We start from the raw sequence: 22,393 nt of genomic DNA, 5'->3' as shown, positions 1-22,393 counted from the left end.
CTCGGGGTTCTTGTCGATGCTCTCGTCAAAAACCAGTTCGGTGCCCGCCACCTTGCAGTCGCTGCCGGGCGCGGCGAGCAGGCGGTCATAGCTGTCGTCGTAGTAGACGCCGGTACTTTTGGGGGTGCCGCCGGTTATCAGCGCCAGCGGGCCGGGAAACGAGTCCGAGGGCAGCGCCGAGCGGGCGCCCGTGTAGGTCAGACCCTGGGCCGCCAGGCTGGCCAGCGCAGAATCGGGGTGGGCCGCCACATACAGCGCCAGGTCCAACGCGTGCATGCCGTCCACACTGATGAGCAGGACGTGCTTGACGGGTGAGCCCTGAGTCTGTACTGCTTGAGTCTGGACTATCTGGGTCTGGGTCGCCTGGGCCACCGAGAGTCCGGCGCTGAGCGCCACGCTGAAGAGCAGCAATCTGAGGTTGTTCACGTCGGCCACGCTAGGCCCGCCGTGTTAGCCGCCCGTCTGTGCACGGTCAGCCGAAGCTAAAGCGCGAATAGCCAGGCTCGTTCGGCCTTCCTGGTGCCGACGCCCACCTTCAGCGAGCTTCGGGCAAGACACTCCCCTGAAGATTTGAGACTAGGGTACCCGCGTTGGGCCGCACTCGTTCAGACGGCCCCTGCGGAGAACGTATGCAGACCAAGGTTCAGCGCCCACTTAGCCAACACAAGCTCAATCAGCGCCTTATCCGTCCCCTGACCGCCCTGCTGCTGCTCGGCGGCGCCCTGGCAGTGGGCAGCCAGACCCGACTGTTCGGCCTGATCGGTCCGCAACCCAACGGCACGGGGCTGACGCCCAACCACTGGAGCCTGACGCCCACCGGCCTGAACACCGAGATCGGGGACCGTCCGATGGGCGCGGCGCGGAGTCCAGACGGGCGTTTTCTGGCCATCAGCAACAACGGCCAGGGTGTGCAGAGCCTGGCCCTGTTCGACACCGCCACCCGCAAGGTGGTGCAGAGCATTCCCTACAACTCGCCGGAAGCGCTCTACGTGGGCGTGGTCTGGAGCCCCGACGGCAAGAGCCTGTACGCCAGCGCGGGCGGCAACAACAAGGTGCGGGTCTACAGCTTCGATTCGGCAGCCCAGACGCTCAGCGAGGGACCGAGCCTGATCCTGGGCGACGCCAAGGCCCCACTGTATCCGGCGGGCCTGGCCATTAGCCTGGACGGCAAGACACTCTACGCGGCGCTCAACCTGGGCAATACGCTGGCGGCCATCGATCTGGGTAGCCCGGCAGCGACCCCGGCCATCAAAACGCTCAAGTTCGGCGAGGCGGCGGGCGCGGCGGGCATCGGCACGCTTCCCTACCAACTGCTGATAGCCCCCGACGGGCAGACCCTCTACGTCTCGCACTGGAACGCCCGCGCGGTGAGTGCGGTGAGCACCGCCGACCTGAGTGTCAGAGCCAAGATCAGCGTCGGTGACCATCCCAGCGGCCTGGCCCTCTCACCGGACGGCAAGGCGCTGTACGTGGCCAACGCCAATTCAGATACGGTCAGCGCCATCAGCACGGCCAGCAACGCCGTGACCGGCGAGGTCAAACTGGCTCCGTATGCGGGCGCCCCCTTCGGCTCGATGCCCAACGCGGTGACCGTCACGCCGGACGGCAAGACGCTGCTGGTCGCCAATGCGGGCAACAACGACGTGGCCCTGGTCGATACCGCCAGCCTGAAGGTGCGCGGCCTGATGCCCACCGCCTGGTTTCCCAGCACCCTGAGCCTGAGCCGTGACGGCACGCTGCTGTTCGTCACCAACATGAAGGGCCTGGGCGCTGGACCCAATCCGCAAGGTCCCGTTCCCGGCAAGGACAACCCCGAGGAGCAGTACATCGCGGCGATGGCGCGCGGGACCATCCAGACCATCGCGCTGCCGGGTGACTCAGAGCTGGCGACCATGACCGCCAATGTGGTCAAAAACAACGGCTTCGACGAAACCCAGGGAGTGCTGACCCGCACCGCCGCCGACACCACCCCGCACGCCGTCCCGCGCCGCCCCGGCGACCCGACGCCGATCAAGCACGTCATCTACGTCATCAAGGAGAACCGGACCTACGATCAGGTGCTGGGCGACGTCAAGGGCGGCGAGGGCGAACCCGCGCTGACCCTCTTCGGGCCGGACGTGACCCCCAATCAGCACGCCCTGGCGAGCACCTTCGGGCTGTTCGATCATTTTTATGCCGACGCCGAGGTCAGCGCCGACGGCCACAACTGGACCATGGGCGGTGTCGCCACCGAGTACACCCAGAAAAACTGGCCCGCCAACTATTCCGGGCGGGGCCGTCCCTACGACTTCGAGGGCGGCTCGGACGCGTCCGCACCCACCGGCGGCTACCTGTTCGACGCCGCCCAGAAGGCCGGAATCACCTTCCGCAGTTACGGAGAGTTCGCCGATTTCGGCAGCAAGGCGCCCAACGTCGTTCCGGCGCAGTACTTTCCGGTGCTCAAAGGTCATCTCAGCCCGACCTTTCCGGTGTACGACATGAGCGTCAGCGATCAGGTGCGGTTTGACGCCTGGAAAGCCGAGTTCGGCGGCTACGTCAAAGACGGCCAGCTTCCGCAACTGAGCGTGGTGCGCTTTCCCCGCGACCACACGGCAGGCACCCGCAAGGGCGCGCCCACGCCCGCGTCGTATGTGGCCGACAACGACCTGGCGGTGGGCAAACTGGTCGAGGCCGTGTCCCAAAGCCCGTACTGGAAGGACACCGCCATCTTCATGATCGAGGACGACGCCCAGGACGGTCCCGACCACATCGACGCCCACCGCACGACGGCTTACGTGGTCAGCGCCTACAACAAGCGGGGCATGCCCGATCACACCAGCTACAGCACGGTCAGCATGCTGCGGACCATGGAACTGATCCTGGGCCTGCCACCGATGACCCAGTTCGACGCGGCGGCCACGCCGATGGTCGCGGCGTTTGGCGACACGCCCGACCTGACGTCCTACACAGCGGCGGTGCCCAAGCAGCCGCTCGACCAGATGAACGCCCTGGGCGCCTACCGCCAGCAGGACGCGGCCAAAATGGACTTCTCGCAGGAAGACCGGGTAGACGAGGCCAGCTTCAACGACATGATCTGGCACGCGGTCAAGGGGAGAGGCGTGCCCATGCCTGCCCCGAAAAATAGCTTCCGGACGGCGCCCAGCCTCGGCGCCGACGTGGGCGAGGGCGGTGTTCAGAAAGGCGATTGAGCAGCCCAGACGCCGGGATGACCCAAACGAGAGCTGAACCGGGGCTGACGACCGACCCTTAACTTGACGCGAAGACAGGCTGCATTCCATCAACAGTTCCCAAGACACTCAGGAGTCGCCATGAACGATCTGAAACGGCTGGGTCTGGCGGTCAAACAGCCTCAACTGGAGCGCTACGCCGACTGGCTGATGCAGGGTGAGCGCGATATCGAGTTGCAGGACCTGTGCGAGAGCGCCGAATTGCTGGACGGCGACTGGCGGGCGCTGGCCAAGGCCCAGGCCGCCCTGCTCCAGCACCACAAGGGCCGCGTCGGCGTGCATGCACCGTTCTGGAACCTGCATCTGGACGCCCTCGATCCGCAGGTCCGGCGCGTCACCCAGCAGCGCTATCTCCAGGGCTTGGCCTTCGCCGAGGAGGTCGGTGGGCGGTGGCTGGTGCTGCACAGCCCCTTCTACTTCTGGGGTCATACCCTCGCGCAGCACCGCCAGACGCTGGCCCAGGAGATCGCGCTGGCCCAGCTCACCCTGGAGCCGGTGCTTGAGCGCGCTGCCGAGGCCGCCGTCACGCTGGTCATCGAAACCATTCTCGACCGCGACCCCACGCCGCTCCTCGCCCTGGTGGCGTCGTTTGACAGCCCCCTCGTGCGGCTGAGCGTCGATACCGGGCACGCGCACATCAATGCCCAGCGCGGCGGCCTGAGTGCCCAGGGCTGGCTGAGTCAGACCGGCCAGCATCAGACCGGCCAGCATCAGGTCGCGCCGCTGCTCGGCCATGTCCACCTTCAGGACAACGACGGCAGCGCCGACGAGCACCTGGCGCCTGGCGCGGGCACCGTCCACTGGCCGGGCGTGCTGCGCTCACTGCGGGCGACCACCACCGATCCGTACCTGATTCTGGAAGTCGTTCCGGACGAGCTGGAGGCCGCCGTGCAATGGGCCGATTCGCTGCCGAGCACCCTGCTCCACCCAGAGCCGCATCTTGCCCTGACCCAAGGAGTCCACTTATGAAAAAGTTCCGTGTTCTGTCCGCCCTGCTGCTGCTCAGCGCCGCGCTCACCGCCCTGGCCCAGACGGCCATTCCCGCCGCCGTTATCAGCAAGGCCAAGTCCGACACCGGCCTGAACACCATCGCCCTGCCGCCCGACTGGGCCAATTACGGCGAGATCATCGACAGCTTCCAGAAGAAGTACGGCCTGAAGATCACCAACGCCTCACCCCAGGCGTCCAGCGGTGAGGAGCTTCAGGCCATGCGCTCGCTGAAGGGTCAGAAGCGCGGTCCCGACGTGATCGACGTCGGCCCCGGCTTCGCCATCCAGGCCAAGGGCGAGAAGATGCTCAGCGTTTACAAGCCCGCCACCTGGGCCAGCATCCCGGCGGACGCCAAGGACCCCGACGGCGCCTGGATGGGCAACTACTTCGGGGTAGTCTCCATCGGCGTCAATACCGACAAGGTCAAGACGGTCCCCAAAACCCTCAAAGACCTGCTCAGGCCCGAATACAAGGGCATGGTGGCCCTTTCGGGTAATCCGCTGACCGGCCAGTCACCCTTCTCGGCGGTCTGGGCGGCGGCGATTGCCAACGGCGGCTCGCTCGACAACATCCAGCCGGGCATCGACTTTTTCCAGAAGCTCAAGGCTTCGGGCAACTACATCCCGGTGCAGGGCACCCCGGCGGCCATCCAGTCGGGCCAGGCCCCTATCGTGATCGACTGGGATTACCTGAACCTCGGCTACGGTCAGGCGCTCAAGGGCAAGATCAACTACGTCACGGTGGTGCCCAGCGACGCCGTGCTGGGCGGCCACTACGCCACTGCCATCAGCGCCTACGCCCCCAACCCCAACGCCGCCAAGCTGTGGCTGGAATACGTCGCCTCCGACGAGGGACAACTGCTGTTTCTCAAGGGCTTTGCCCACCCGGTGCGTTTCAACGACATGGTCAAGCGCGGCGTGATTCCCAAGGCCATGCTGGACGCCCTGCCCGACGCGGCAGTGTATGCCGGGGTGCGCTTCCCGACGGCGGACCAGACCAAGAAGGCGCAGGACGCCATGAAAGCCAACTGGGCCAAGCAGCTCCAGTAAGGGGCGTGTAGATTTGCTCGTTGCGAGTCTGGAGTCGGCTGGCCTGCGGGCCGCTACTCCAGATTCGCCGCTTCCGTTCAGGAGGGAAACCGACCTTGACCGACACCGAACCGCTAACCCGCGACCTCCAGCCGGAGGGAATCAGCTCCAGTCTGATACGAACTTCAGATGAGTCGAAGACGAATCCAAGCGGAGCGAGAAGAAGCAACGACCGGATGGCGGCGATGGAAGAACATCCGGCGCTTCTCCCGGATGTTCTGGTATCAGAGCTATTCGGTCAGACGCCGCCCCGGACCGTGCGCCGTAACCGCCTGGCCCGGTGGCGCAGCGACCCGCTGACCTGGCTGTTCGTGGGGCCGCTGCTGGCCTACCTGATCGCCTTCATGGCGCTGCCGTCCATCGCCGTGCTCATCAGCGCCTTCCGGGACGACGCGGGCCACTTCACGACCCAGTATGTCCAGGCCCTGACCCAGACCCAGTACCTGCTGGGACTCAAGAATACCCTGACCCTCAGTTTCTTCTCGGCGCTGATCGGCGCAGTACTCGGCGCCCTGCTGGCCTGGCTCGCCCTGGGGCCGGGCAGTCCGGGCTGGCTGCGCCGTCCGCTGCTGGCCTTTTCCGGCGTGGCGTCCAATTTCGCGGGCATCCCGCTGGCGCTGGCCTTCCTGATGACGCTGGGCTCAACCGGCGTGGTGACCCGCTTGCTGGCGGGTGCGGGCTTCGATCTGTCGCGCACGGGTTTTAGCTTGTTCAACGTCTGGGGCCTGGTGGTGGTCTACCTGTACTTCCAGATTCCGCTGATGGTGATCCTGATTGCGCCCGCGCTGGAGGGGCTGCGCGCCGAGTGGGCCGAGGCCGCCGAGAACCTGGGGGCCAGCCGGACAGTCTACTGGCGGCGCATCGGGCTGCCGATCATCGCCCCGGCGCTATTGGCCTGCGCGACCATGCTGTTCGGCAATGCGTTTGCCACCTACGCCACGCCGTACGCGCTGACCTCCGGCACGGTGGCGCTGCTGCCGCTGCAAATCGCGGCGGTGATGACCGGCAACGTGCTCAGCGAGCCGCAGATGGGCCGGGCCATCGCGCTGCTGATCATCGTCATCATGCTGATCACGGTGGCGCTCTACACCTATTTCGACCGCCTGAGCAGCCGGTGGCGGCCATGAGGGCGGGGAAATTCCTGAGCGGCGCCGCCCTGAGCCTGTTCGCGCTGTACTTCTTCGTGCCGCTGGGCTCGCTGTTCGCCAACTCGCTGTGGGCGGGCGGCGATGTCTACAACTTCAGCGCCTACAGCGAGGTCCTGCGCGAGCGCGGCTTTACCGACGCGCTGATGCTCACCGGCCAGGTGGCGGCGGAAACTATCATCCTGACGCTGGCGATCACCTTTCCGGCGGCCTACTGGGTCAATCTGCGTTCAGCCCACCTGCGGCCTCTGCTGAGCGCCCTGTCGGTGGTGGCGTTCATCATCCCGCCCATCGTGCTGGTCAGCGGCATCTCGGCGTTCTACACCGGCCCGGAGTGGTTCGTCGGCACGCCGCATTACCTGGTGGCGGCCTACACTGTGCTGGCGATTCCCTACACCTACCGGGCACTCGACAACGGGATGCGCTCACTGAACCTGCAAACCCTCAGCGAGGCGGCTCAGAGTGTCGGGGCGAGCTGGGGCACCCTGCTGCGCCGCATCATCTTGCCGAACGTGCGCGGCGCGGTGCTGGGGGCGGTGTTGCTGATCCTGACGCTCAGTCTGGGTGAATTCACCATCGCCAACGTGCTGCTCTACCAGTCCTTTCCGGTCTACATGACCTACATCGCCTCCAGCAAGGCCACCGGCTCGGCGGCGCTGGCGCTGAGCGCCCTGCTGCTGACCTGGGGGGCCATGTACCTGCTGCTGAACCTCGAATCGGGGGCGGCCCGGCGTGCCCGCCGCACCCAGGAGGCGAAATGACACAGAGCCAGCTCAAGCACCTGCACCTCGATTCCGTGTCCAAAACCTACGCGGGCCAGGTCGCCCTGCATCCCCTGGAGCTGATCGTCTCGCCGGGTGAGCTGGTCACGCTGCTGGGGCCGTCGGGCTGCGGCAAAACCACCCTGCTGAGAATCGTCGCGGGCTTTCTGAGTCCCGACGGCGGGCGGGTGCTGCTCGGCGGGCGCGACCTGACCGGGCTGCCCGCCCGAACGCGTGACATGGGCATGGTCTTTCAGTCGTACAGTCTGTTTCCCAACCTGACGGCGGGCGAGAACGTCGCCTTCGGGCTGGACGTGCGGCGGCTGGGCAGCGCCGAGAAAAAGCAGCGGGTGGACGAGCTGTTCGCCCTGATTGGCCTGGGCGAATTCCAGGGCCGCTATCCGGCGCAGCTCTCCGGCGGTCAGCAGCAACGGGTCGCTCTGGCGCGGGCGCTGGCGATTCGGCCCAGCGTGCTGCTCCTCGACGAGCCGCTCTCGGCCCTCGACGCCCAGGTGCGCCTCAACCTGCGCGACGAGATTCGCCGGGTCCAGCAGCAGACCGGCACCACCACCCTGTTCGTCACCCACGACCAGGAGGAGGCGCTGGCGATCTCAGACCGGGTGGTGGTGCTCAACCAGGGCCGCGTCGCCCAGGTGGGGCCGCCCGCCGAGATCTACCGCCGCCCGGCCACTCCATTTGTCGCCGAATTCATTGGCCGTTCGAGTGGGCTCTCCGGCCAGGTCGTTGATGCCCAGGCCGGGCTGGTGCAGGTCGCCGGGCTGAATGCGCCGCTGGGGGTGGGGCGTCCGCTCGGCGGCTTTTCGCGGGGCGAGGCGGTGCGGCTCTATCTGCGCCCCGAAGAGTTGCGGCTGGGCACTCAGGCTCCCGGCAGCATCCCCGTCCAGATTCGCCAGAAGCGCTTCCTGGGGGCCGTCACCCGCGTCAGTGTCGGGGCCGGGACGCACGAGTTTGAAATCGATCTCCAAGGCGCTCAGGCCGAGGCGCTGGCGCTGGGCGAAGAAACGCACCTGCACGTGCCCAGTGGGGCTATCCACGTCATCCGCGAGACGGTCAGCGCCTGAAGACCTAGCGTCCTCGCCGGGTGCTCATGCCTGAGGCTTTTCCCGCTCGACCCCTGCAATTTCAACCAGACGGACCAGCAGCTCGGTCACTTCAGTGGTCGTGGACTGTCTCAGCACCCGAAGTACCTCCCAGGTGCCGTACCTCTCGGTAATGAGCAGCGTCCCGGTCTCCGGCAGCCGGTCCGACAACCGCAGCTCCATATGAATGCGACCGTCCACGAGTTGCAGGTCAGCGATCCAGGCGTCAGGAATATTCATGAAGGACAGCTCTAGAATTATCAAAGTCTGAGTGTTGACTTTGTGCAGTGAACTACGGCGGCTTGAATCACCTTCCGGCGGACCGCAGTTCAGCTTGTTGGGATGACGGATGCGTCAGCCTGCCGTCGTGGTAGATCATCTGGCCCCCGCGCAGGGTCATCCGGACGCGGGGGCGGTGTAGGTCTTCAACGAGCACCAGGTCGGCTCGCAGACCCACCTCCAGGCGGCCCCGGTCGAGCAGATTCGCGCACGCCGCCGGTCCAGCCGTGATCAGCCTGATCGCGCCTGACAAGTCCAGCCGCCCCTGCCGGGCGATCTGCCAGGCGGCTTGGAGCATCGACATCGGCGAGTAGTCCGAGGCCAGAGCGTCGAGCACCCCGGCCTCCAGCGCACTCATGGCGCTCAGGTTGCCGGAATGCGACTGACCGCGCAGAGCGTTGGGGGCGCCCATGACCACCCACAGCCCCTGCTCACGGGCGGCCTGAGCGGCCTCCAGCGTCACCGGGAACTCGCTGATAGTCGCGCCCATGTCCTGAACCAGCCGGACCTTCTGAGGGGTGTCGTCGTCGTGCGAGGCGACAGCCACGCCCAGATCGCGGGCGAGCTGCCCCAGCTCGGCCCCGATCCGCCAGACCTGAGCGCCGCTGATTCCCTCCGGCCCCAGCGAGGTCCTTCCCTGGGCCATCCGCGCCAGGGTCAACTCGCGCACGCTCTGCTCGTCGCGGCCCAGCCACTTGGCGAGGTAGGCCACGTAGGTCTCCATATCGCGGTACTGGCCCTGGCCGGGCGTGTGGTCCATCAGCGAGAGCATCGAAACCGCTCCCTGCACCAGCAATTCACGCAGCGGCGGTTGCGAGTCGGTATTCGAGACCTCGTAGCGGGCGTGGATACGGTGATCGACCATGAGGGCCGGGCGCATCGCTGTCAGTTCGGCAATGATCTCCAGCGCCCGCGATTCAGAGCGCAGACCTAGGCCATCCGCGAAACTCAGCGAGGCGTAGGCCGTGGTCACGCCGCAGCCAGAGAGCCGCTTGTCGAGTTCCAGAACCGCTAGATCGGTCCCGAAGCGGGTGCCGGGGCGGGGTTCGAGTTCGCGCTCGATCATGTCGCCGTGAACGTCGATCAGGCCGGGGATCAGGGTCAGGCCACGGGCGTCCAGCACGGACGCACCCGTCGGCTCGTCGCCTTCGCGGATCTCGGCGATCAGGCCGCCTTCGGTCCTCAAGGCGCCGCGCTCTATGACCCTCTCGGCAAGCACCAGCCGGGCATTGATGATCCACATCAGTCCGTGACCTCCTGAGCCTGGACGCTGCTAGGCGCGGACACCCGAATCTCACCGTCGATCAGCCCGGCCACGTCGCCGGGATGGTGGAAGACACCCAGCAGCGCCACGCCCTGTTCTTTGAGCGTCTTTAGCCGCCGAGAGAGCGCCGTCCGGGCTTGGGCATCGAGTGAGGCGGTCGGCTCGTCGAGCAGTAGCAGACGCTGGGGCCGCACCAGGGCGCGGGCCAGGTTGACCTTCTGCTGCTCGCCTCCGGAAAAGGTGCTGGGGTAAGCGGGCCACAGCTCGCGCCGTAGGCCCAGCTCGCTGAGCAGCTCCTGAGCGGCGTCCACGGCCTCGTCTGTGTTTAGACCGGCTGTGTTTAGACCGGCTGCACCTACACCTGCTGTACCCAGACCTTCCGCGACCAGCCGTAGGGCGCTCGTCCTGGGCCGGGGCCGCAGAAACTGCGAGACGTAGCCGATCTCCTCACGCCGCAGCAGGGCGATATCGGCGTCGTGGGCGCGAGCCAGGTCAATCTCGCCGCGTAGCGAGGCGTAGATGGCCCTGCCGCCCGTCGGGAGAGCGCTGCGGTACAGGCAGCGCAGCAGGCTGGATTTTCCCGCTCCGTTGGCTCCCGAAACCCGCTTGAACTCGCCGCCCCTCAGGGTGAAGCTCAGCTCCCCGAAGGCCGCGACCTCGCGCTCCAGGTGGTGGATGTGAAAGCGTTTGCTCAGATCGGTCACGGTCAGCAGGGTCATGGGTGCGCCTCGGTCTTGAATTCGGAGGTGTGCGGATCGGCGGTGTTCGGTTCGGCTGTGTTCAATTCGTACTTGTTCAAAAAGTTCAGGACATCGCCGCGCAGATCGGGCAGGCGCTCGGCCAGTTGCGTGTGGGTCCAGTTCCACCAGTCCAACTCCAGCAGGCGACGGGCGACCTCGGACGCAAAGCGTCTTCGCAACAGCCGGGCCGGGACGACCGCCACCACGGTGTAGGGCGCCACATCCCGCGAGACGACCGCGCCTACCCCGACCACCGCGCCTGCCCCGACCACCACGCCGGTCCCGACGCTGACGCCCGCCAGCACGGTGGCGCAGTGCAAGGTCCAGACATCGTGGCCTAGGGTCATGACCTGGGCGGCCCGCCCGTCGAAAAACGCCTGGTCGTCCTCGCCCAGCCCGTAGGCGGCGGCCCGGTGGGTCCGGTAGGTGAGGTGGTGCGAGGTCGGACGCTCCAACGGGTGATTGCTGAGGTTGAGGCGCACATCCGAGGCAATGCTGCAAAAGCGCCCGATCCGGCTGTGCGCGACCTGGCTGCGCTCCATGACGTAGCTGTAGTCGCCCAGAGACGACGACAGCACCTGCACGCCCTCGGCCAGCTCGGTCCAGGCCCCCAGATGCGAGTCCTGGACCACGGCGCCGGGGTGGACGGTCGGCGCCTGAGTGAGCCTCGTTTCAGAGCCTAGTCCCCCTTCAAAGCTTGGCATGCACCAGCTCCTGTGTGTAAGGGTGCTGCGGGTCGTCGAGCACCTGATCGCTCAGGCCGCGCTCGACCACCAGGCCGCCGCGCATCACCAGCACCCGGTCGGCCAGGGTACGGATTACGCCCAGGTCGTGCGAGACGACGATCATGCTGACCTGGTGGGCGCGCTGCATGGTCCGCAGCGTGTCGAGCACCCGCGCCTGAACGCTGACGTCCAGGCCGGTGGTCGGCTCGTCGAGCAGCAGCAGCCGGGGGCTCAGGGCCGTGGCCTTGGCGAGCTGGACCCGCTGCTGCATGCCACCGGAGAGCACGAGCGGCGGGTCGTCCATCCTGGCGAGCGGAAATTCGGAGGCGGCGAGCGAGGTGCTGGCGGCCTCGCGCAGCGCCCCGTAGCGCCGCTCCCCGGCACTCAGCAGCCGCTCGGCGATGTTGCCGCTCGCCGAGGAGCGCAGCCGCAGCCCCAGGTGCGGATTCTGGTACACGATACCGATCTGATGAACCTGCACCGCGCGGCGCTCTTGCCGGGTCAGGGCGAAGACGTCTGGGGTCTCGCCAAGCTCAAAGCGTCCACCGTCCGGGGTCTCCTCCAGGTTCAGCAACCGCAGCACGGTACTCTTGCCGCTGCCCGACTCGCCCACGATGCCCAGCACCTCGCCGGGATACAGCTCGAAGCTCACGCCGCGCACCGCCTGCGTCTGCCCGTAGCGCTTGTGGAGGCCCGTGACCCGCAGCAGGGGCCGGACCCGAATAAGCTGTGGGGCGGCCTCCAGCGTCAGCGTCACGGCGAAGCCTCCGGGCCAAGCTCGGTGTACGTCTCCCCGACCGTCACCGCCTCACCGCGCCGCGCCCGCACCAGCTTGTCCAGCAGGCCGGTGTCTGAGAGTACGTACCTGGCGCCTCCGCCGGGCAACGGCAGTTCGGTCATGAACCCGCCGCTCACGCCGCTCTGGGCACACACCCAGCCCTCCTGGCGCTCAATCTGAAACGGCACGTCGGTAAAAGCCAGCGGCTGCACGTCGGTATACGGCGGCACGGCATAGAGCTTTTTCTCGCGCCCCGCCGAGAGCAGCGTCAGGTGTGGGGCCTGGTGCAACTTGGGCACGTCGAAACGCGGAATCGGGCTGGGGGCCATGACGTAGTGACCATGCACGCTCACCGGATGGTCGGCCCCGGTCATCACCTCACCGCGCCGGGTCAGGTCCTCGTAGAGCCGCAGCCACAGCAGGGCGTAATCACTGTCGGCGTGTAGCTCGCGGGCCTTGCTGCGGCTGGGCTCCAGGTATGAGAAGGGGTCGGGCAGCGGCACTTGCAGGATCAGGATCTGGCCTTCCCGCAGCCGCTCCTCAGGGATGCGGTGGCGGCTCTGGATCAGGGTCGCCTCCAGCGTGTCGGTGGTGGTCACCACGCCGGTCATGCGGGCCACGAAGCGCCGGATATTGACCGCGTTCACGCTGTCGTCGGCGCCCTGATCGGTCACCTTCAGCGTGTCGCGCTCACCGATCACGCTCAGCGTCACCTGAAGGCCCCCGGTGCCCCAGCCCCGCGCCATCGGCACCTCGCGGCTGGCGTAGGGCACCTGGTAGCCGGGGATGCACACGGCCTTGAGGAGTGAGCGGCGCACCTCGCGCTTGGCATGCTCGTCGAGAAAGGCGAAGGTGTAGTCGGCGCGGGGCGCGGCCAAATCGGCGAGGGTGCTCATACGCTCACTTCCGGGGGCTCGAACGCGGCGATGTCCGGCTGGGCATTTCTGGTCCGCTCGGCCCGCACCCTATCCAGCTCCGAGGCGAAGGTGACGTAGTGCGGCAGCTTGAAATGCAGGCAAAAGCCGCTGGCCTCCACGCTCTCGGTGTGGTTCAGCACGAATTCTTCTTGCAAGGCGGGGTGCGCCTGTGGCTGGTCCATCGCCAGGTCGAGCACGCCGCCCGCGATCAGTTTGGTTTCGTTCCAGCCGAGCGCGGCGCAGCAGCCCAGGCTCAAGGAGCCCTGGGCACCCCCGGACGCCGAAGCACCCTCAGGCGTGGGCGCGACGATCTCGCCCCGGCTGACCCGGACCCGCCCGGCGCTGAACAGCTCACCGCTGACGGGGTGGCGCAGCGTCACCTCGGCCTGGGCCAGCCGCACCTCGCCCACCGTCGGATGCACGCCGCTGTAGCCGACCATGTTGGCGTAGCCGAGCGCCAGCACGCCGCCGGTTTCGGCGCGGGCCAGGCTCTGCAAGCGGGCTGCGCGGGGCGCCGGAAAGGTCAGCGGCTCACGGGTGACATCGAAAACCACTTCGCCCGCCAGGTCGGGGAGTTGGGGCAGCAGACCTTCCCGGCGCAGCCACAGCGAGACACTCTCGGCGTGAGCCGGGGCAGGAGTCTGCGCGACGCTGACGGCGGGTAACGCGCTACGCCCCTGGTCCAGCAGGTCCAGCCGCAGCATCCGGTGGCTGTAGTCCAGGGTCGCCCCCAGGTGCTGTCCGCCGGGGATGTCCTTGAAGGCGGCGGAGACCCGGCGCAGGCTGGTCATGCTGGCGTCGGTGACCGGCTGGGCCGCCTGTATGCGTGGCTGGGTACTGCGGTAGGCCCGCAGCAGCAGCACGGCGCCCTCCAGTTCACCGCCGGACTGCACCAGGGCCAGCGCGGCGAGCCGGGGCGCGTAAAGCGACGCCTCGCCCATCACCCGGTCAACGAGCAAACTGAGGTGGGCTTCGACCCAGGCGATCTGATCGGCGCTGACCTCTGCCAGGTGACGCAGCGCCAGGGCCTCAGCGGCCTGGATGGCAGCCTCGCCTCCCCTGGCGGCCACGTAGGCCATTACCGGGCCTCCAGTCCAGCCACGCGGGTCGTGCGGGGCAACCCCATCACCAGACCGGCGCCTTGGTCGAGCAGCAGCACGTCCCAGCCGAGAGGAAAGCGGCAGGCCCGCGCCCGGAGGGTCCAGAACTCGTCAGGAACGCCGCTAATGTGCACCTTCAGGTGGCCATTGACGCCGGGGCCGCTGAACTCGAAGGCTGGGCCAGAGCCGCCCAGCTCGGCGGGCAGCAGCAGCGTCGCCGACTCGGCGGGCGCGAGTGGCGAACCGATCCGGAGGACCTTCAGATCGCCAAGGAGCGCACGGTCCCACTGCTGCGCGAACAGGTAGTCGGCCTGATCCCAGGAAACCTGCCGCGCTCCGGTAGATTGGTATTCCGCCGCCAGTACCTTGTCAGTGGTCGCGAAGCTGACGTCCAGATCGAGGAGGGCCAGGGCCACGCCGAACCATGGATCACCCTCGACGCGCACGGGGCGGCCCGGCGTGCTCAGGCTGCGCAGTAGCGCCTGGAAGGTAGCCTGGTTGCGGCGCTCGGCGGGCGTCGGGACAGGGACGCTCAGCAGCTCTGGCATCAGAAGGTCTCCATTTCCACGCGGGTGGCCTCGATCTCGCGCAGCGTCCGGTCATCGTCTGCCGCCTGGCGCACGCGTTCGGCACCAATGAGCGCCGTGACTCGCTGCTCGAACTGCGGCAATGTTCCAGCGGCGTCCAGCACGGCGGCAGCCAGCGCCTGCACCAGGTCGCGGCCTACGACGGCGGCGTAGCCTTGCTGCTCACCGACCCGCACCTGGGCCTCGGCCAAGAGCACCTCACCCAGGTAGAACGGCTGGCCGCTGACGGTGTCTTGCATCGGCAGCAGGGTCAGGGCGGTGCGGTTGAGCAGCACTTCCAGCCCGAGATCTTGAAGCTCCGGCAACAGCGCTTCGGCCTGCTCGATCAGCCACCCGGCCTCGGCGCGGCACAGCACGCTCAGCGGGTCCGTCAGGGTCGCGCCAGTCAAAATCATGACAGCCGCTCGCGCAGCTTGGCGCTCAGAAAGTCGATCAGGAACACGCTTGAGAGAATGATGATCAGAATGGCGCTGGCCGAGCGCGAATCAAAACCCCGGATCGCCTCGGTGATGTAGTAACCGATGCCGCCTGCGCCCACGATGCCCAGCAGGGTCGAGTCGCGCACGTTGGATTCGAAGCGGTAGAGCGTCATGGACAGCAGGTGCGGGATGATCTGCGGCCAGACGCCGTGCGAGAGAACCTGCACCGGATGCGCCCCGCTTGAGCGCACCGCCTCGACCTGGCCCTCGTCGATGTTCTCGATGCCCTCGGCAAACAGCTTGCCCAGGATGCCCGCCGTGTGAATCGCCAGCGCCAGAATGCCTGGAAACGGCCCCAGCCCCACCGCTGCCACGAAGATCAGTGCCATCACGATCAGGGGCACGCCCCGGAACAGATCGAGCAGCCGCCGGGTGAGCTGGTAGGTGAGGCGGTTCGGCGTGGTATTGCGGGCGGCCAGGAAGCTCAGCGGAATCGCCAGGATCACCGCGCCGGTGGTGCCGACCACCGCCATCTTGACCGTCAGCAGCATCTGTTGCAGGTACACCAGACCGTTACTGAAATCCGGCGGAAAGTAGCCGCTCCTGGGCCGCTCGGCACTGCCGAAGAGGTAGTGGACGATGTTGACCGAGCCCTGCGTCAGTCTGGGCAAACTGATTTCCGAGCCACCTAACGACAGGGCCACGATCAGCAGCACGGTGGCCGAGGCCGCCCACCGCCAGCGCTGGTTTCGGAGCACGGCGGGCGGTGGACGGTAGATGGGCAACGGCGGTTCGGGCACTCGGATAGTCATGTCAGGCAGCTCCAACACAATGAACTCCAACACAATGAATGAGGCCAGGCGGCTAGGGCACTCCCCGCCGCCTGACTGGTCAGCAGCGTCGCTCCACGCTTACTTGGCGATCTTTTGCACGTCATTGGCCTGGCGGATCGGGTCGTAATCCTTGTCGGAGGCCGATACCCAGCTCTTGAGGTTCAGCGCGTCCAGACCCTTGGGATCTTTGTAGCCGAGCATGGCGGACTTGATGGCCGTCTTGAGCGAGGCGGGCAGGTCGCCGCGCACGGCGGTGGGGCCGTTGGGGATGCTGGCCGAGACGTACAGCACGTTGAAGTCGCTGGCTTTGACCGCTCCCTTGGCGACAGCGTTCGCCATGTCGGCGTCGTTGGTGGCGGCCACGTCCACCGTCCCGTTGAGCACCGCCAGGATAGCGTTCTCGTGCGACCCGGCAAAGATGACTTTGCTGAAGTAGGTGTCGGGCTTGACCTTCAGGCCGTAGACGAAGTGGGTCAGCGGAATCAGGTAGCCGCTGGTGCTCTGCGGATCGACGAAAGCGAAGGTCTTACCCCTGGCGGAGGACAGTGACTGGGGGCCGCTGCCTGCCTTGCTGATGATGATCGAGTGGTAGCCCAGCCCGCCCTTGACGGTATTGTCCATGACTATCGCCTCGGCTCCCGCCTGCTCGACCGCCGTGATGTACGACTTGGGTCCGAAGTAGGCCACGTCGAGCTGCTTGTTCTGCATCGCCAGGATCACGGCGGTGTAGTCGGCCCCGACCTGCGGTTTGATCTCCACGCCCAGGGTCTTGCCCAGGTAGGCGAAGAACGGCTGCCACTTGGTGAGCGTGGCCGAGGAGCCCTCCGTGGGGATAATCCCGAAGGTCAGGGCCTTGGGCCAGCCGGTCTTGTCCTGGGCGAAGGCGCTGCTAGACAGGGTGAGCACGGTCAGGCTGAGCATCAGTGGATTACGCATGGTGACTCCTGGTGAAGTTCGGGTCGAGGGCGAAGTAAGGTCAGGTGGAGCCGACTCAGGCCGAGGCGAAGTGGACGTTCGGGGGCAGCTCCTGATTCCCGCCCGGCTCCTGGCTCTCGCCCGGCAGGGCGTCCTGGCCGTAGAGTTCGCGGGCCACGTTATCGGTCAGGCGCTGCGGTACGTCGTCGAATACCAGTTGCCCGGCCCGCAGCGCGATCACACGGCCTGCGTAGCGGCGCACCGTTTCCAGCGAGTGCAGGTTGGCGATGACCGCCAGCCCGTCTTGCGCCTGGATGCCGTGCAAAATCGCCATCACCTCGGCGGCGCTTTTCGGATCGAGGGCACTGATCGGCTCGTCGGCCAGGATCACCTGGGGTTGCTGAGCCAGGGCGCGGGCGATCCCCACCCGCTGCTGTTGCCCGCCGGAGAGCTGATCGGCCCGCTGCCAGGCGTGGTCGGCTAGCCCTACCCGGTCGAGCAGATGCAGGGCCAGCTCGCGCTCACCGTGCGGTAGCCAGCCACTGAGGCTGCGCCAGGGGCTGGTGGCGGCCAGGCGGCCCAGCAGCACGTTCTCCAGAGCCGAGAGGCGGCGCACCAGGTTAAATCCCTGGAACACCATGCCCATCCGGCGCTGCTGGATCCGCAGCAGGGCGCTGCCGGGGCGACCCAACGGCGTGCCCTGAAAGAGCACCTGCCCGCTGCCTGCCGGAATCAGGCCGTTGAGCGCCCGCATCAGGGTTGATTTCCCCGCCCCAGACGGCCCGATCACCGCCGTGAAGCCGCCACCTATCGTGACGCTCAGATCAGTCAATGCGGGCTGGCCCCGGTAACTCACACCCAATCGGTTGGTTTCGATCATCGTGCCCCCCGGTGCCCTGCGGCTTTCAGCATCGTGCCGGGGAACAGCGTAGGGAGGCCCTGTCAGTGTGGCGTCAGCGGATCGTCAGTTGAGTGTCAACTCACAATCTGGCGGGCACATGGGAAAGGCTGCGAAGCTGTGATCGGTGCTGGGGATATCGGTCAGTCCCACTGGTGCCTGCTCATAGGGAGTCGGGCGAGGGGGATGCGGGGGACGAAATTCAGCCGGATTCACATCGGGCGTGGCGTACAGGCACCCGTTTCACCCCTACACTCAACCCCGTTGGTTGTCCGGTCTAGGTGGGGAAAGCTGTTCTCGTGGTTGTGTTGCCTTAACCGGACCGGGGTAGGCTGACCTGCCGTGACCGACGCCAGGCCATACCGCCACCGTTTCTTGGCCAGAGCAGCGCCCATGAGGACGCTTGGCCGCTACCGGGACGTGCAGGAATTACTGCACCAGCGCGGCATTGAGGTCAGCCACGAAACCCTGCGCGAGTGGTGCATCAAGTTCAGCGCCCTCTTCGCTGAAGACCTGCGCCACCGGGAACCCCGACGAGGTTCCCGGTGGCGTCTCGACGAGGTGTGTACGAGCGTAGACGGTATTCGACACTGGCTGTGGAGAGCAGTCGACGAGCACGGCTTCGCGCTCGACATTCTTCTCCAGCGGCATCAGGACACTGAAGCGGCGAAGATCTTCCTGACTCGCCTTCTGAATGAATATGACGTTCCAGAGATGATCCATACCGATTAGCTGCGCAGCTACGGCGCCGCGATTCGAGAGATCCCGAGCGTGGTCAACGTTGACCATCAGCAGGTGATCTCCACGGCCAGGTGCAACAACATCATCGAGCAGCGGGCAAGCGTCGCCAGCGGCGCTGTTCTGCCCAAGACAAGAACACCGCTCCACACGGCGACAGGAGCGAAGTCAGCAGGGGTTCAGGCGACGGAAGCGCGCTCAAGAATTCCTGAGTCTCCACGCCCGCATCAGCGGGCAAGCGTCCTCATGGGCGCTGCTCTGCCCAAGACACCAACCTTCACGACCATTCCCGCACCAGCGTCAACGCTGCCACCCGAAGGGACAACCAAAACAAAGCGTTCCAGGCATGGTCAGCAGTCGCGGTAGGGGTGGTCTGAGATTTAGGCCACCCCTGCTGTCTGACTGCCATAAACCCGGTCAAGTCAATACAACCAGACACGGCGCCTCAGCTTTAGCCCTGCAACTCCTTGAGGATTCTGGCGGTGAGTTCGACGTGTTCGGTGAACTGGTTGAGGGCCAGCGTGGCCAAGTGGCGCCCCTGCTGTTCGGCGAAGGTGGGCTCGGCAGGCGTGGTGTTGTTCAGGTAGGCCGTGGCGAGGTCTCGCAGAAAGACGTGGTTGTCATGCTGGGCCGTGATGTAGGCGACATCGAACTCGCGTCCCGGCGCTGCCCCCTGGATCTTGGCCAGGGTCGCCTTCGCCTTGGCGTCCATCGGGGGCGTCGGCGTCTTGAGTTCTCTCAGGACCGTGGTGACGGCGACGGCCTCACGCAACTCGAAACGGGCGAATTCGCGGGCATTGACTTGAGTCGCGCGCACAACTGCCAGTTGACTGACGATCCGTGAGAGGGTGGCCGGGCCAATCACGCCCATCCGGAAGTCCTTCTCGGTCAGCCCCGCCTTCATGGACAGGCTGGCGGCGCCCACCTGGGAAGTGCCGAAACCCAGCAAGCCCACGCTGACTCCAGCGGCGGTCAGACGGGTCAAAAAGGTTCGGCGGTCGTTCGAGCCTTCGGCTACGGTCAGGTCGATGGTTGTCGGTTCAAGTTCGCTCATGGTGTCCTCCTGTTGCTCATCTGCGGTGGTCGCAGGTCGGGGAATGGTGGGTGTACCCGGAGAAAAGTCGGAATGGTCTAGCCCTCGACGCGCTCGCCGGAGTGTTCACAGACGTGCGTTCGGGCGCGACTGGGCGGTGTGACATGACGAACGCTGATCGGTCCCGGCCAGTCTTACTTCACCGTTTTGGCCCAGTCGATGATGGCGGCGTTGGCGGCGCTGGCCTTCTCGAAGACGGCGGCGTGCGCGGCCCCGGGGATGATCACCAGCTTGGCGTTGGGGATATTCTGCTGCATCTTCAGGCTGAACTCCGGTGGGTAGACGGTGTCCTCGAGGCCCTCGATGATCAGGGTCGGCACCGTGATGGTCTTCAGGGTGGGAATGGAATCCGGGCGGGTCGCCAGCACCTTGGCACCAGCCACATCGGCGGCCACGCTGGCCTGGCTGACGATGGCGCTCAGCACCTTGGCGTCAGTGGGCCGGTTCATGCGGGTCTGGCCGGTCAGCATGTCCTTGAGCAGCTCAGGCGCCAGCGACTGGGGGCCGTAGGTGACGGCTTTCTGGGCCATGCCCTTCCAGAGGTTCTGTTCGACGATCCCAGCCGGGTTGGCGAGGGTATCGATCAGGATCATCCCGAGGAAGCGCTCTGGTGCTTCGCGGTACATCTCGAAGGTGATGGGGCCGCCCATGCTCATTCCGCCGATGATGGCCTTAGAAACATTGAGTTTATCCATGACCGCCAGCGCGTCCTTGGCGTACGTTTCCAGACTGCCCGGATCGTTGCTGGGCGCGGTGCTTATCCCGTATCCTCGGTGGTCGATGGTGATGACCCGGTAGCCTGCCGCCGCCAGGGTGTCCCGGTTGCGGGCGAACAGCTCACCGCTCAGCGGGTAGCCGTGCAGCAGCAACATCGGGGTGCCGCTGCCGACCGAGACATAATGAATCTGGGCGCCGTTCACGTCGAGCATGCCTTGCTGGCGGCCATCCGCCCCGCCCGCCAGGGCCGTTGGGGTCAGCAGGATCAGGGGGAAAAGTAGTCTGTTCAGTGTCATGGTGTTCTCCTTGTCGGGCTTCGCAGGCCCGTCACCAGTTCTCAGTTAGAATTCTGACTTAATGTAAGGGTAGAATGCCCTGCGGTGATGGGAACGCACTTCACCGAGACCAGGGCAACGCTTCATCGCCCCTTGGGGTGGATGGCCGGAGGTGGGAGGATGGCAGGCAAACGTGATCAGGCAGGCAAACGCGATCAGATTGTCACGGCGGCGTTGCGCCGCTTTCGGACGTCCGGGGTCGGCGGCACCACCCTGCACGATGTGGCCAGCGCGGCAGGGGTACCACTGGGCAACCTCTACTACTACTTCAAGACCCGCGACGACCTGGTGCTGGCCGCGCTGGACGCCTGTGAGCAGGAGTTGCAGGTGGTGCTGGCCCGCCTCGCGCCGCTCAGCGGGGCTGAGTGGCTGGGCGCCTACTTCGAGTGGCTCCTGAGCGGTTCCCAGGCCGCTGCCGAGTTGGGCTGTCCGTTCGGCACACTGGCCACCGAGTTGCGGGCGCTGGGCGATTCTGCCGCCGGGCGGGCGGCGCAGATCGTCCGGACTTACCGGGAGGCCCTGCGTAGCGCGGTCCAGGCGCTGGGATTGAGTCCCGAAGCGGGCGACGATGTGTTCATGGCGGTGCAGGGTGCTTACGTCGTCTCGCGGGTCAGCGGTGAAGCGGCGCTGTTTGGGCACAGTATGCAGCGCCTCCGGTATCGGCTATTGGGGGAGGCCTAGGCGCAGGGAAGGCGCTCGGTATGCTTACGGTTCGCGCTGAAAGCGGCGACGGAAGCGCTGCTGCACAGACTGTGTTCGCTCAGCGGTATCGGCTGCCCCGGCGTCGTGAATCAGCGACCCACCTCGTACCGTAGCGCCGATCACCAGGCCCGAGGCGACCAGCACCAGATTCTTGATGATGTACTGGCCCTCCAGCGTCGGGACCAGCGGGAAGTGCCGGAACGTCTCGTGGGGAAAGAAAGCCAGCGGCAGAAACGTGCCCGCCATCTGCGCAAAAAGCAGCAACAACGTAATTCTAAGCAGTCGCCCAGTCAGCAGCCCCAGGCCGATCAGGCACTCCCAGGTGGCCAGCAGCGGCAGGCTCATCTGAGGTGCGAGGTGGCCAAAGCTCAACACCGAAATGGTGCGGGTGGCCAGGTCCTCAGCGCTGCTGGCACCAGGGAAATATTTGAGAGCGCCGAACCAGAAGAAGATCACGCCCAGTGCCAGGCGCAGCAGCGTGATGCCGTGGCGCGCCCACCAGGTGATTAGCCGGAGCTCGAGTACGTTCAGGCGCCAGGCAAGCGTAGGCGGCGTAACAGAGGTATTGCCAGTGGGTGGCGCTTTGGGTCGTTGCATCGAAACCTCGCTCGAACATGACTGGCGGCTGAGTACATGGCCACGCAGTACCAGGGCATACACCAACCGCGTCGGTCTAGATGTTTGACCGATGCTCCAGATCAGACCACCAGCAGTGTGAACGTCAGTCGGGTCGTCCCAACGGCAAACAGTACGAAGCCAAGCGGCTCTGTGGACGAAACAGGCTGGCACCACCTGCGCGGCCCAGATTCATCGTGAGCGGCCCTATGGATGTCCACCTGGGGTGCACCCTAAGTTGACAGAGTAGAAGTTGGGTTTAAGTGTCAGTCTGGGATTGGTTTGGTGGGTGCAACTCAGAAATGGGGGATGATGGGCCATGGAGCCGACAACAGCAGGATGGAGAGTTCAGGCGGACGAAGCGTACCAGGAACTGATCGCTGAGTTGGAGACCCAGATTCGGCCCGGTGCCAGCGTGGGCGAGATC

23 protein-coding genes and 1 pseudogene are annotated in these 22,393 nt (G+C 66.1%); 8 read left to right on the top strand and 16 right to left on the bottom strand.

Annotated features, from left to right (window positions below; all coding sequences use genetic code 11):
* Nucleotides 1-426: alkaline phosphatase family protein (locus tag Q0R23_RS04290; protein WP_293910719.1), on the bottom strand; the 426-nt coding region annotated here is incomplete at its 3' end.
* A gap of 203 nt (nt 427-629) precedes the next feature.
* Between Q0R23_RS04290 and Q0R23_RS04285 the strand changes: the two genes are divergently transcribed.
* The 6 genes from Q0R23_RS04285 (at nt 630) to Q0R23_RS04260 (ending at nt 8,293) form a co-directional block, all read left to right on the top strand.
* Complete coding sequence (locus Q0R23_RS04285; protein WP_293910717.1) at nt 630-3,188, top strand: bifunctional YncE family protein/alkaline phosphatase family protein; 2,559 nt, start codon at nt 630-632, stop codon at nt 3,186-3,188.
* A 120-nt stretch (nt 3,189-3,308) separates the two neighbouring features.
* On the top strand, nt 3,309-4,196 hold the full coding sequence (locus Q0R23_RS04280) for a TIM barrel protein (RefSeq protein WP_293910715.1): 888 nt from the start codon (nt 3,309-3,311) through the stop codon (nt 4,194-4,196).
* The gene (locus Q0R23_RS04275) at nt 4,193-5,266 is read left to right on the top strand and encodes an extracellular solute-binding protein (RefSeq protein ID WP_293910713.1); all 1,074 of its coding nucleotides are present in this window, start codon (nt 4,193-4,195) and stop codon (nt 5,264-5,266) included. Before Q0R23_RS04280 ends, Q0R23_RS04275 begins: the two co-directional genes overlap by 4 nt.
* Before the next feature lie 224 nt (nt 5,267-5,490).
* Nucleotides 5,491-6,432, top strand: coding sequence for an ABC transporter permease subunit (locus Q0R23_RS04270; protein ID WP_293910711.1), 942 nt, complete (start codon nt 5,491-5,493; stop codon nt 6,430-6,432).
* The gene (locus tag Q0R23_RS04265; RefSeq protein WP_293910709.1) at nt 6,429-7,211 is read left to right on the top strand and encodes an ABC transporter permease subunit; all 783 of its coding nucleotides are present in this window, start codon (nt 6,429-6,431) and stop codon (nt 7,209-7,211) included. Before Q0R23_RS04270 ends, Q0R23_RS04265 begins: the two co-directional genes overlap by 4 nt.
* The gene (locus Q0R23_RS04260) at nt 7,208-8,293 is read left to right on the top strand and encodes an ABC transporter ATP-binding protein (RefSeq protein WP_293910707.1); all 1,086 of its coding nucleotides are present in this window, start codon (nt 7,208-7,210) and stop codon (nt 8,291-8,293) included. The genes Q0R23_RS04265 and Q0R23_RS04260 overlap by 4 nt, the downstream gene beginning before the upstream one ends.
* Before the next feature lie 24 nt (nt 8,294-8,317).
* On the opposite strand, the gene Q0R23_RS04255 is transcribed toward Q0R23_RS04260, so the two are convergent.
* The 12 genes from Q0R23_RS04255 to phnC all read right to left on the bottom strand — a co-directional run bounded on the left by Q0R23_RS04255 (nt 8,318) and on the right by phnC (nt 17,748).
* Nucleotides 8,318-8,551 (bottom strand): hypothetical protein, encoded by a 234-nt coding sequence (locus Q0R23_RS04255; protein ID WP_293910705.1) that lies wholly within the window; start codon nt 8,549-8,551, stop codon nt 8,318-8,320.
* 67 nt (nt 8,552-8,618) lie between these two features.
* The gene (locus Q0R23_RS04250) at nt 8,619-9,833 is read right to left on the bottom strand and encodes an alpha-D-ribose 1-methylphosphonate 5-triphosphate diphosphatase (protein WP_293910703.1); all 1,215 of its coding nucleotides are present in this window, start codon (nt 9,831-9,833) and stop codon (nt 8,619-8,621) included.
* Complete coding sequence (locus Q0R23_RS04245) at nt 9,833-10,573, bottom strand: ATP-binding cassette domain-containing protein (RefSeq protein ID WP_293910701.1); 741 nt, start codon at nt 10,571-10,573, stop codon at nt 9,833-9,835. Before Q0R23_RS04245 ends, Q0R23_RS04250 begins: the two co-directional genes overlap by 1 nt.
* Nucleotides 10,570-11,298 carry a hypothetical protein gene (locus Q0R23_RS04240; protein WP_293910699.1) on the bottom strand — a complete coding sequence of 243 codons (729 nt, stop codon included), beginning with the start codon at nt 11,296-11,298 and terminating at the stop codon, nt 10,570-10,572. The genes Q0R23_RS04245 and Q0R23_RS04240 overlap by 4 nt, the downstream gene beginning before the upstream one ends.
* Entirely contained in the window at nt 11,285-12,076 is a 792-nt protein-coding gene (locus Q0R23_RS04235; RefSeq protein WP_293910697.1) for an ATP-binding cassette domain-containing protein, read from the bottom strand. The genes Q0R23_RS04240 and Q0R23_RS04235 overlap by 14 nt, the downstream gene beginning before the upstream one ends.
* Nucleotides 12,073-12,993, bottom strand: coding sequence for an alpha-D-ribose 1-methylphosphonate 5-phosphate C-P-lyase PhnJ (locus Q0R23_RS04230; RefSeq protein ID WP_293910695.1), 921 nt, complete (start codon nt 12,991-12,993; stop codon nt 12,073-12,075). The genes Q0R23_RS04235 and Q0R23_RS04230 overlap by 4 nt, the downstream gene beginning before the upstream one ends.
* Entirely contained in the window at nt 12,990-14,093 is a 1,104-nt protein-coding gene (locus Q0R23_RS04225; RefSeq protein WP_293910693.1) for a carbon-phosphorus lyase complex subunit PhnI, read from the bottom strand. Before Q0R23_RS04225 ends, Q0R23_RS04230 begins: the two co-directional genes overlap by 4 nt.
* Complete coding sequence (gene phnH, locus Q0R23_RS04220) at nt 14,093-14,662, bottom strand: phosphonate C-P lyase system protein PhnH (RefSeq protein WP_293910691.1); 570 nt, start codon at nt 14,660-14,662, stop codon at nt 14,093-14,095. The genes Q0R23_RS04225 and phnH overlap by 1 nt, the downstream gene beginning before the upstream one ends.
* Complete coding sequence (locus tag Q0R23_RS04215) at nt 14,662-15,096, bottom strand: phosphonate C-P lyase system protein PhnG (protein ID WP_293910689.1); 435 nt, start codon at nt 15,094-15,096, stop codon at nt 14,662-14,664. Before Q0R23_RS04215 ends, phnH begins: the two co-directional genes overlap by 1 nt.
* A complete protein-coding gene (phnE, locus tag Q0R23_RS04210) occupies nt 15,093-15,932 on the bottom strand; it encodes a phosphonate ABC transporter, permease protein PhnE (RefSeq protein WP_293910687.1) in 840 nt (279 codons plus the stop codon). Before phnE ends, Q0R23_RS04215 begins: the two co-directional genes overlap by 4 nt.
* A 99-nt stretch (nt 15,933-16,031) precedes the next feature.
* On the bottom strand, nt 16,032-16,889 hold the full coding sequence (phnD, locus tag Q0R23_RS04205) for a phosphonate ABC transporter substrate-binding protein (protein WP_293910685.1): 858 nt from the start codon (nt 16,887-16,889) through the stop codon (nt 16,032-16,034).
* 55 nt (nt 16,890-16,944) lie between these two features.
* A complete protein-coding gene (gene phnC / locus Q0R23_RS04200) occupies nt 16,945-17,748 on the bottom strand; it encodes a phosphonate ABC transporter ATP-binding protein (RefSeq protein WP_293910683.1) in 804 nt (267 codons plus the stop codon).
* A 432-nt stretch (nt 17,749-18,180) separates the two neighbouring features.
* Here phnC and Q0R23_RS04195 point away from each other — a divergent pair.
* A pseudogene (locus Q0R23_RS04195) lies at nt 18,181-18,881 on the top strand (IS6 family transposase); the annotation flags it as partial.
* A 74-nt stretch (nt 18,882-18,955) separates the two neighbouring features.
* On the opposite strand, the gene Q0R23_RS04190 reads toward Q0R23_RS04195, so the two are convergent.
* Together Q0R23_RS04190 and Q0R23_RS04185 are read right to left on the bottom strand one after the other, a co-directional pair.
* Entirely contained in the window at nt 18,956-19,558 is a 603-nt protein-coding gene (locus Q0R23_RS04190) for a twin-arginine translocation signal domain-containing protein (protein ID WP_293910681.1), read from the bottom strand.
* Between the two features lie 173 nt (nt 19,559-19,731).
* The gene (locus Q0R23_RS04185; protein ID WP_293910679.1) at nt 19,732-20,610 is read right to left on the bottom strand and encodes an alpha/beta hydrolase; all 879 of its coding nucleotides are present in this window, start codon (nt 20,608-20,610) and stop codon (nt 19,732-19,734) included.
* 159 nt (nt 20,611-20,769) lie between these two features.
* Between Q0R23_RS04185 and Q0R23_RS04180 the strand changes: the two genes are divergently transcribed.
* Nucleotides 20,770-21,330, top strand: a complete 561-nt coding sequence (locus Q0R23_RS04180; protein WP_293910677.1) for a TetR/AcrR family transcriptional regulator — start codon at nt 20,770-20,772, stop codon at nt 21,328-21,330.
* A 24-nt stretch (nt 21,331-21,354) separates the two neighbouring features.
* On the opposite strand, the gene Q0R23_RS04175 is transcribed toward Q0R23_RS04180, so the two are convergent.
* Nucleotides 21,355-22,011, bottom strand: a complete 657-nt coding sequence (locus Q0R23_RS04175) for a DoxX family membrane protein (RefSeq protein WP_293910721.1) — start codon at nt 22,009-22,011, stop codon at nt 21,355-21,357.
* Between the last annotated feature and the right edge of the window lie 382 nt (nt 22,012-22,393).

The organism is Deinococcus sp., assembly GCF_025362455.1.
GTDB lineage: Bacteria > Deinococcota > Deinococci > Deinococcales > Deinococcaceae > Deinococcus.
This window is presented reverse-complemented; position numbering and strand designations above follow the sequence as displayed.

Bases quoted from the DNA above. Each gene is read 5' to 3' on its own strand.
- Q0R23_RS04180 (WP_293910677.1), top strand. From the start codon at position 20,770: ATGGCAGGCAAACGTGATCAGGCAGGCAAACGCGATCAGATTGTCACG.
- Q0R23_RS04275 (WP_293910713.1), top strand. From the start codon at position 4,193: ATGAAAAAGTTCCGTGTTCTGTCCGCCCTGCTGCTGCTCAGCGCCGCG.
- Q0R23_RS04280 (WP_293910715.1), top strand. From the start codon at position 3,309: ATGAACGATCTGAAACGGCTGGGTCTGGCGGTCAAACAGCCTCAACTG.
- Q0R23_RS04265 (WP_293910709.1), top strand. From the start codon at position 6,429: ATGAGGGCGGGGAAATTCCTGAGCGGCGCCGCCCTGAGCCTGTTCGCG.
- Q0R23_RS04255 (WP_293910705.1), bottom strand. From the start codon at position 8,551: ATGAATATTCCTGACGCCTGGATCGCTGACCTGCAACTCGTGGACGGT.
- Q0R23_RS04285 (WP_293910717.1), top strand. From the start codon at position 630: ATGCAGACCAAGGTTCAGCGCCCACTTAGCCAACACAAGCTCAATCAG.
- Q0R23_RS04185 (WP_293910679.1), bottom strand. From the start codon at position 20,610: ATGACACTGAACAGACTACTTTTCCCCCTGATCCTGCTGACCCCAACG.
- Q0R23_RS04270 (WP_293910711.1), top strand. From the start codon at position 5,491: ATGGAAGAACATCCGGCGCTTCTCCCGGATGTTCTGGTATCAGAGCTA.
- phnE (WP_293910687.1), bottom strand. From the start codon at position 15,932: ATGACTATCCGAGTGCCCGAACCGCCGTTGCCCATCTACCGTCCACCG.
- phnD (WP_293910685.1), bottom strand. From the start codon at position 16,889: ATGCGTAATCCACTGATGCTCAGCCTGACCGTGCTCACCCTGTCTAGC.
- Q0R23_RS04215 (WP_293910689.1), bottom strand. From the start codon at position 15,096: ATGATTTTGACTGGCGCGACCCTGACGGACCCGCTGAGCGTGCTGTGC.
- Q0R23_RS04190 (WP_293910681.1), bottom strand. From the start codon at position 19,558: ATGAGCGAACTTGAACCGACAACCATCGACCTGACCGTAGCCGAAGGC.
- Q0R23_RS04230 (WP_293910695.1), bottom strand. From the start codon at position 12,993: ATGAGCACCCTCGCCGATTTGGCCGCGCCCCGCGCCGACTACACCTTC.
- Q0R23_RS04245 (WP_293910701.1), bottom strand. From the start codon at position 10,573: ATGACCCTGCTGACCGTGACCGATCTGAGCAAACGCTTTCACATCCAC.
- phnH (WP_293910691.1), bottom strand. From the start codon at position 14,662: ATGCCAGAGCTGCTGAGCGTCCCTGTCCCGACGCCCGCCGAGCGCCGC.
- phnC (WP_293910683.1), bottom strand. From the start codon at position 17,748: ATGATCGAAACCAACCGATTGGGTGTGAGTTACCGGGGCCAGCCCGCA.
- Q0R23_RS04260 (WP_293910707.1), top strand. From the start codon at position 7,208: ATGACACAGAGCCAGCTCAAGCACCTGCACCTCGATTCCGTGTCCAAA.
- Q0R23_RS04225 (WP_293910693.1), bottom strand. From the start codon at position 14,093: ATGGCCTACGTGGCCGCCAGGGGAGGCGAGGCTGCCATCCAGGCCGCT.
- Q0R23_RS04250 (WP_293910703.1), bottom strand. From the start codon at position 9,833: ATGTGGATCATCAATGCCCGGCTGGTGCTTGCCGAGAGGGTCATAGAG.
- Q0R23_RS04240 (WP_293910699.1), bottom strand. From the start codon at position 11,298: ATGCCAAGCTTTGAAGGGGGACTAGGCTCTGAAACGAGGCTCACTCAG.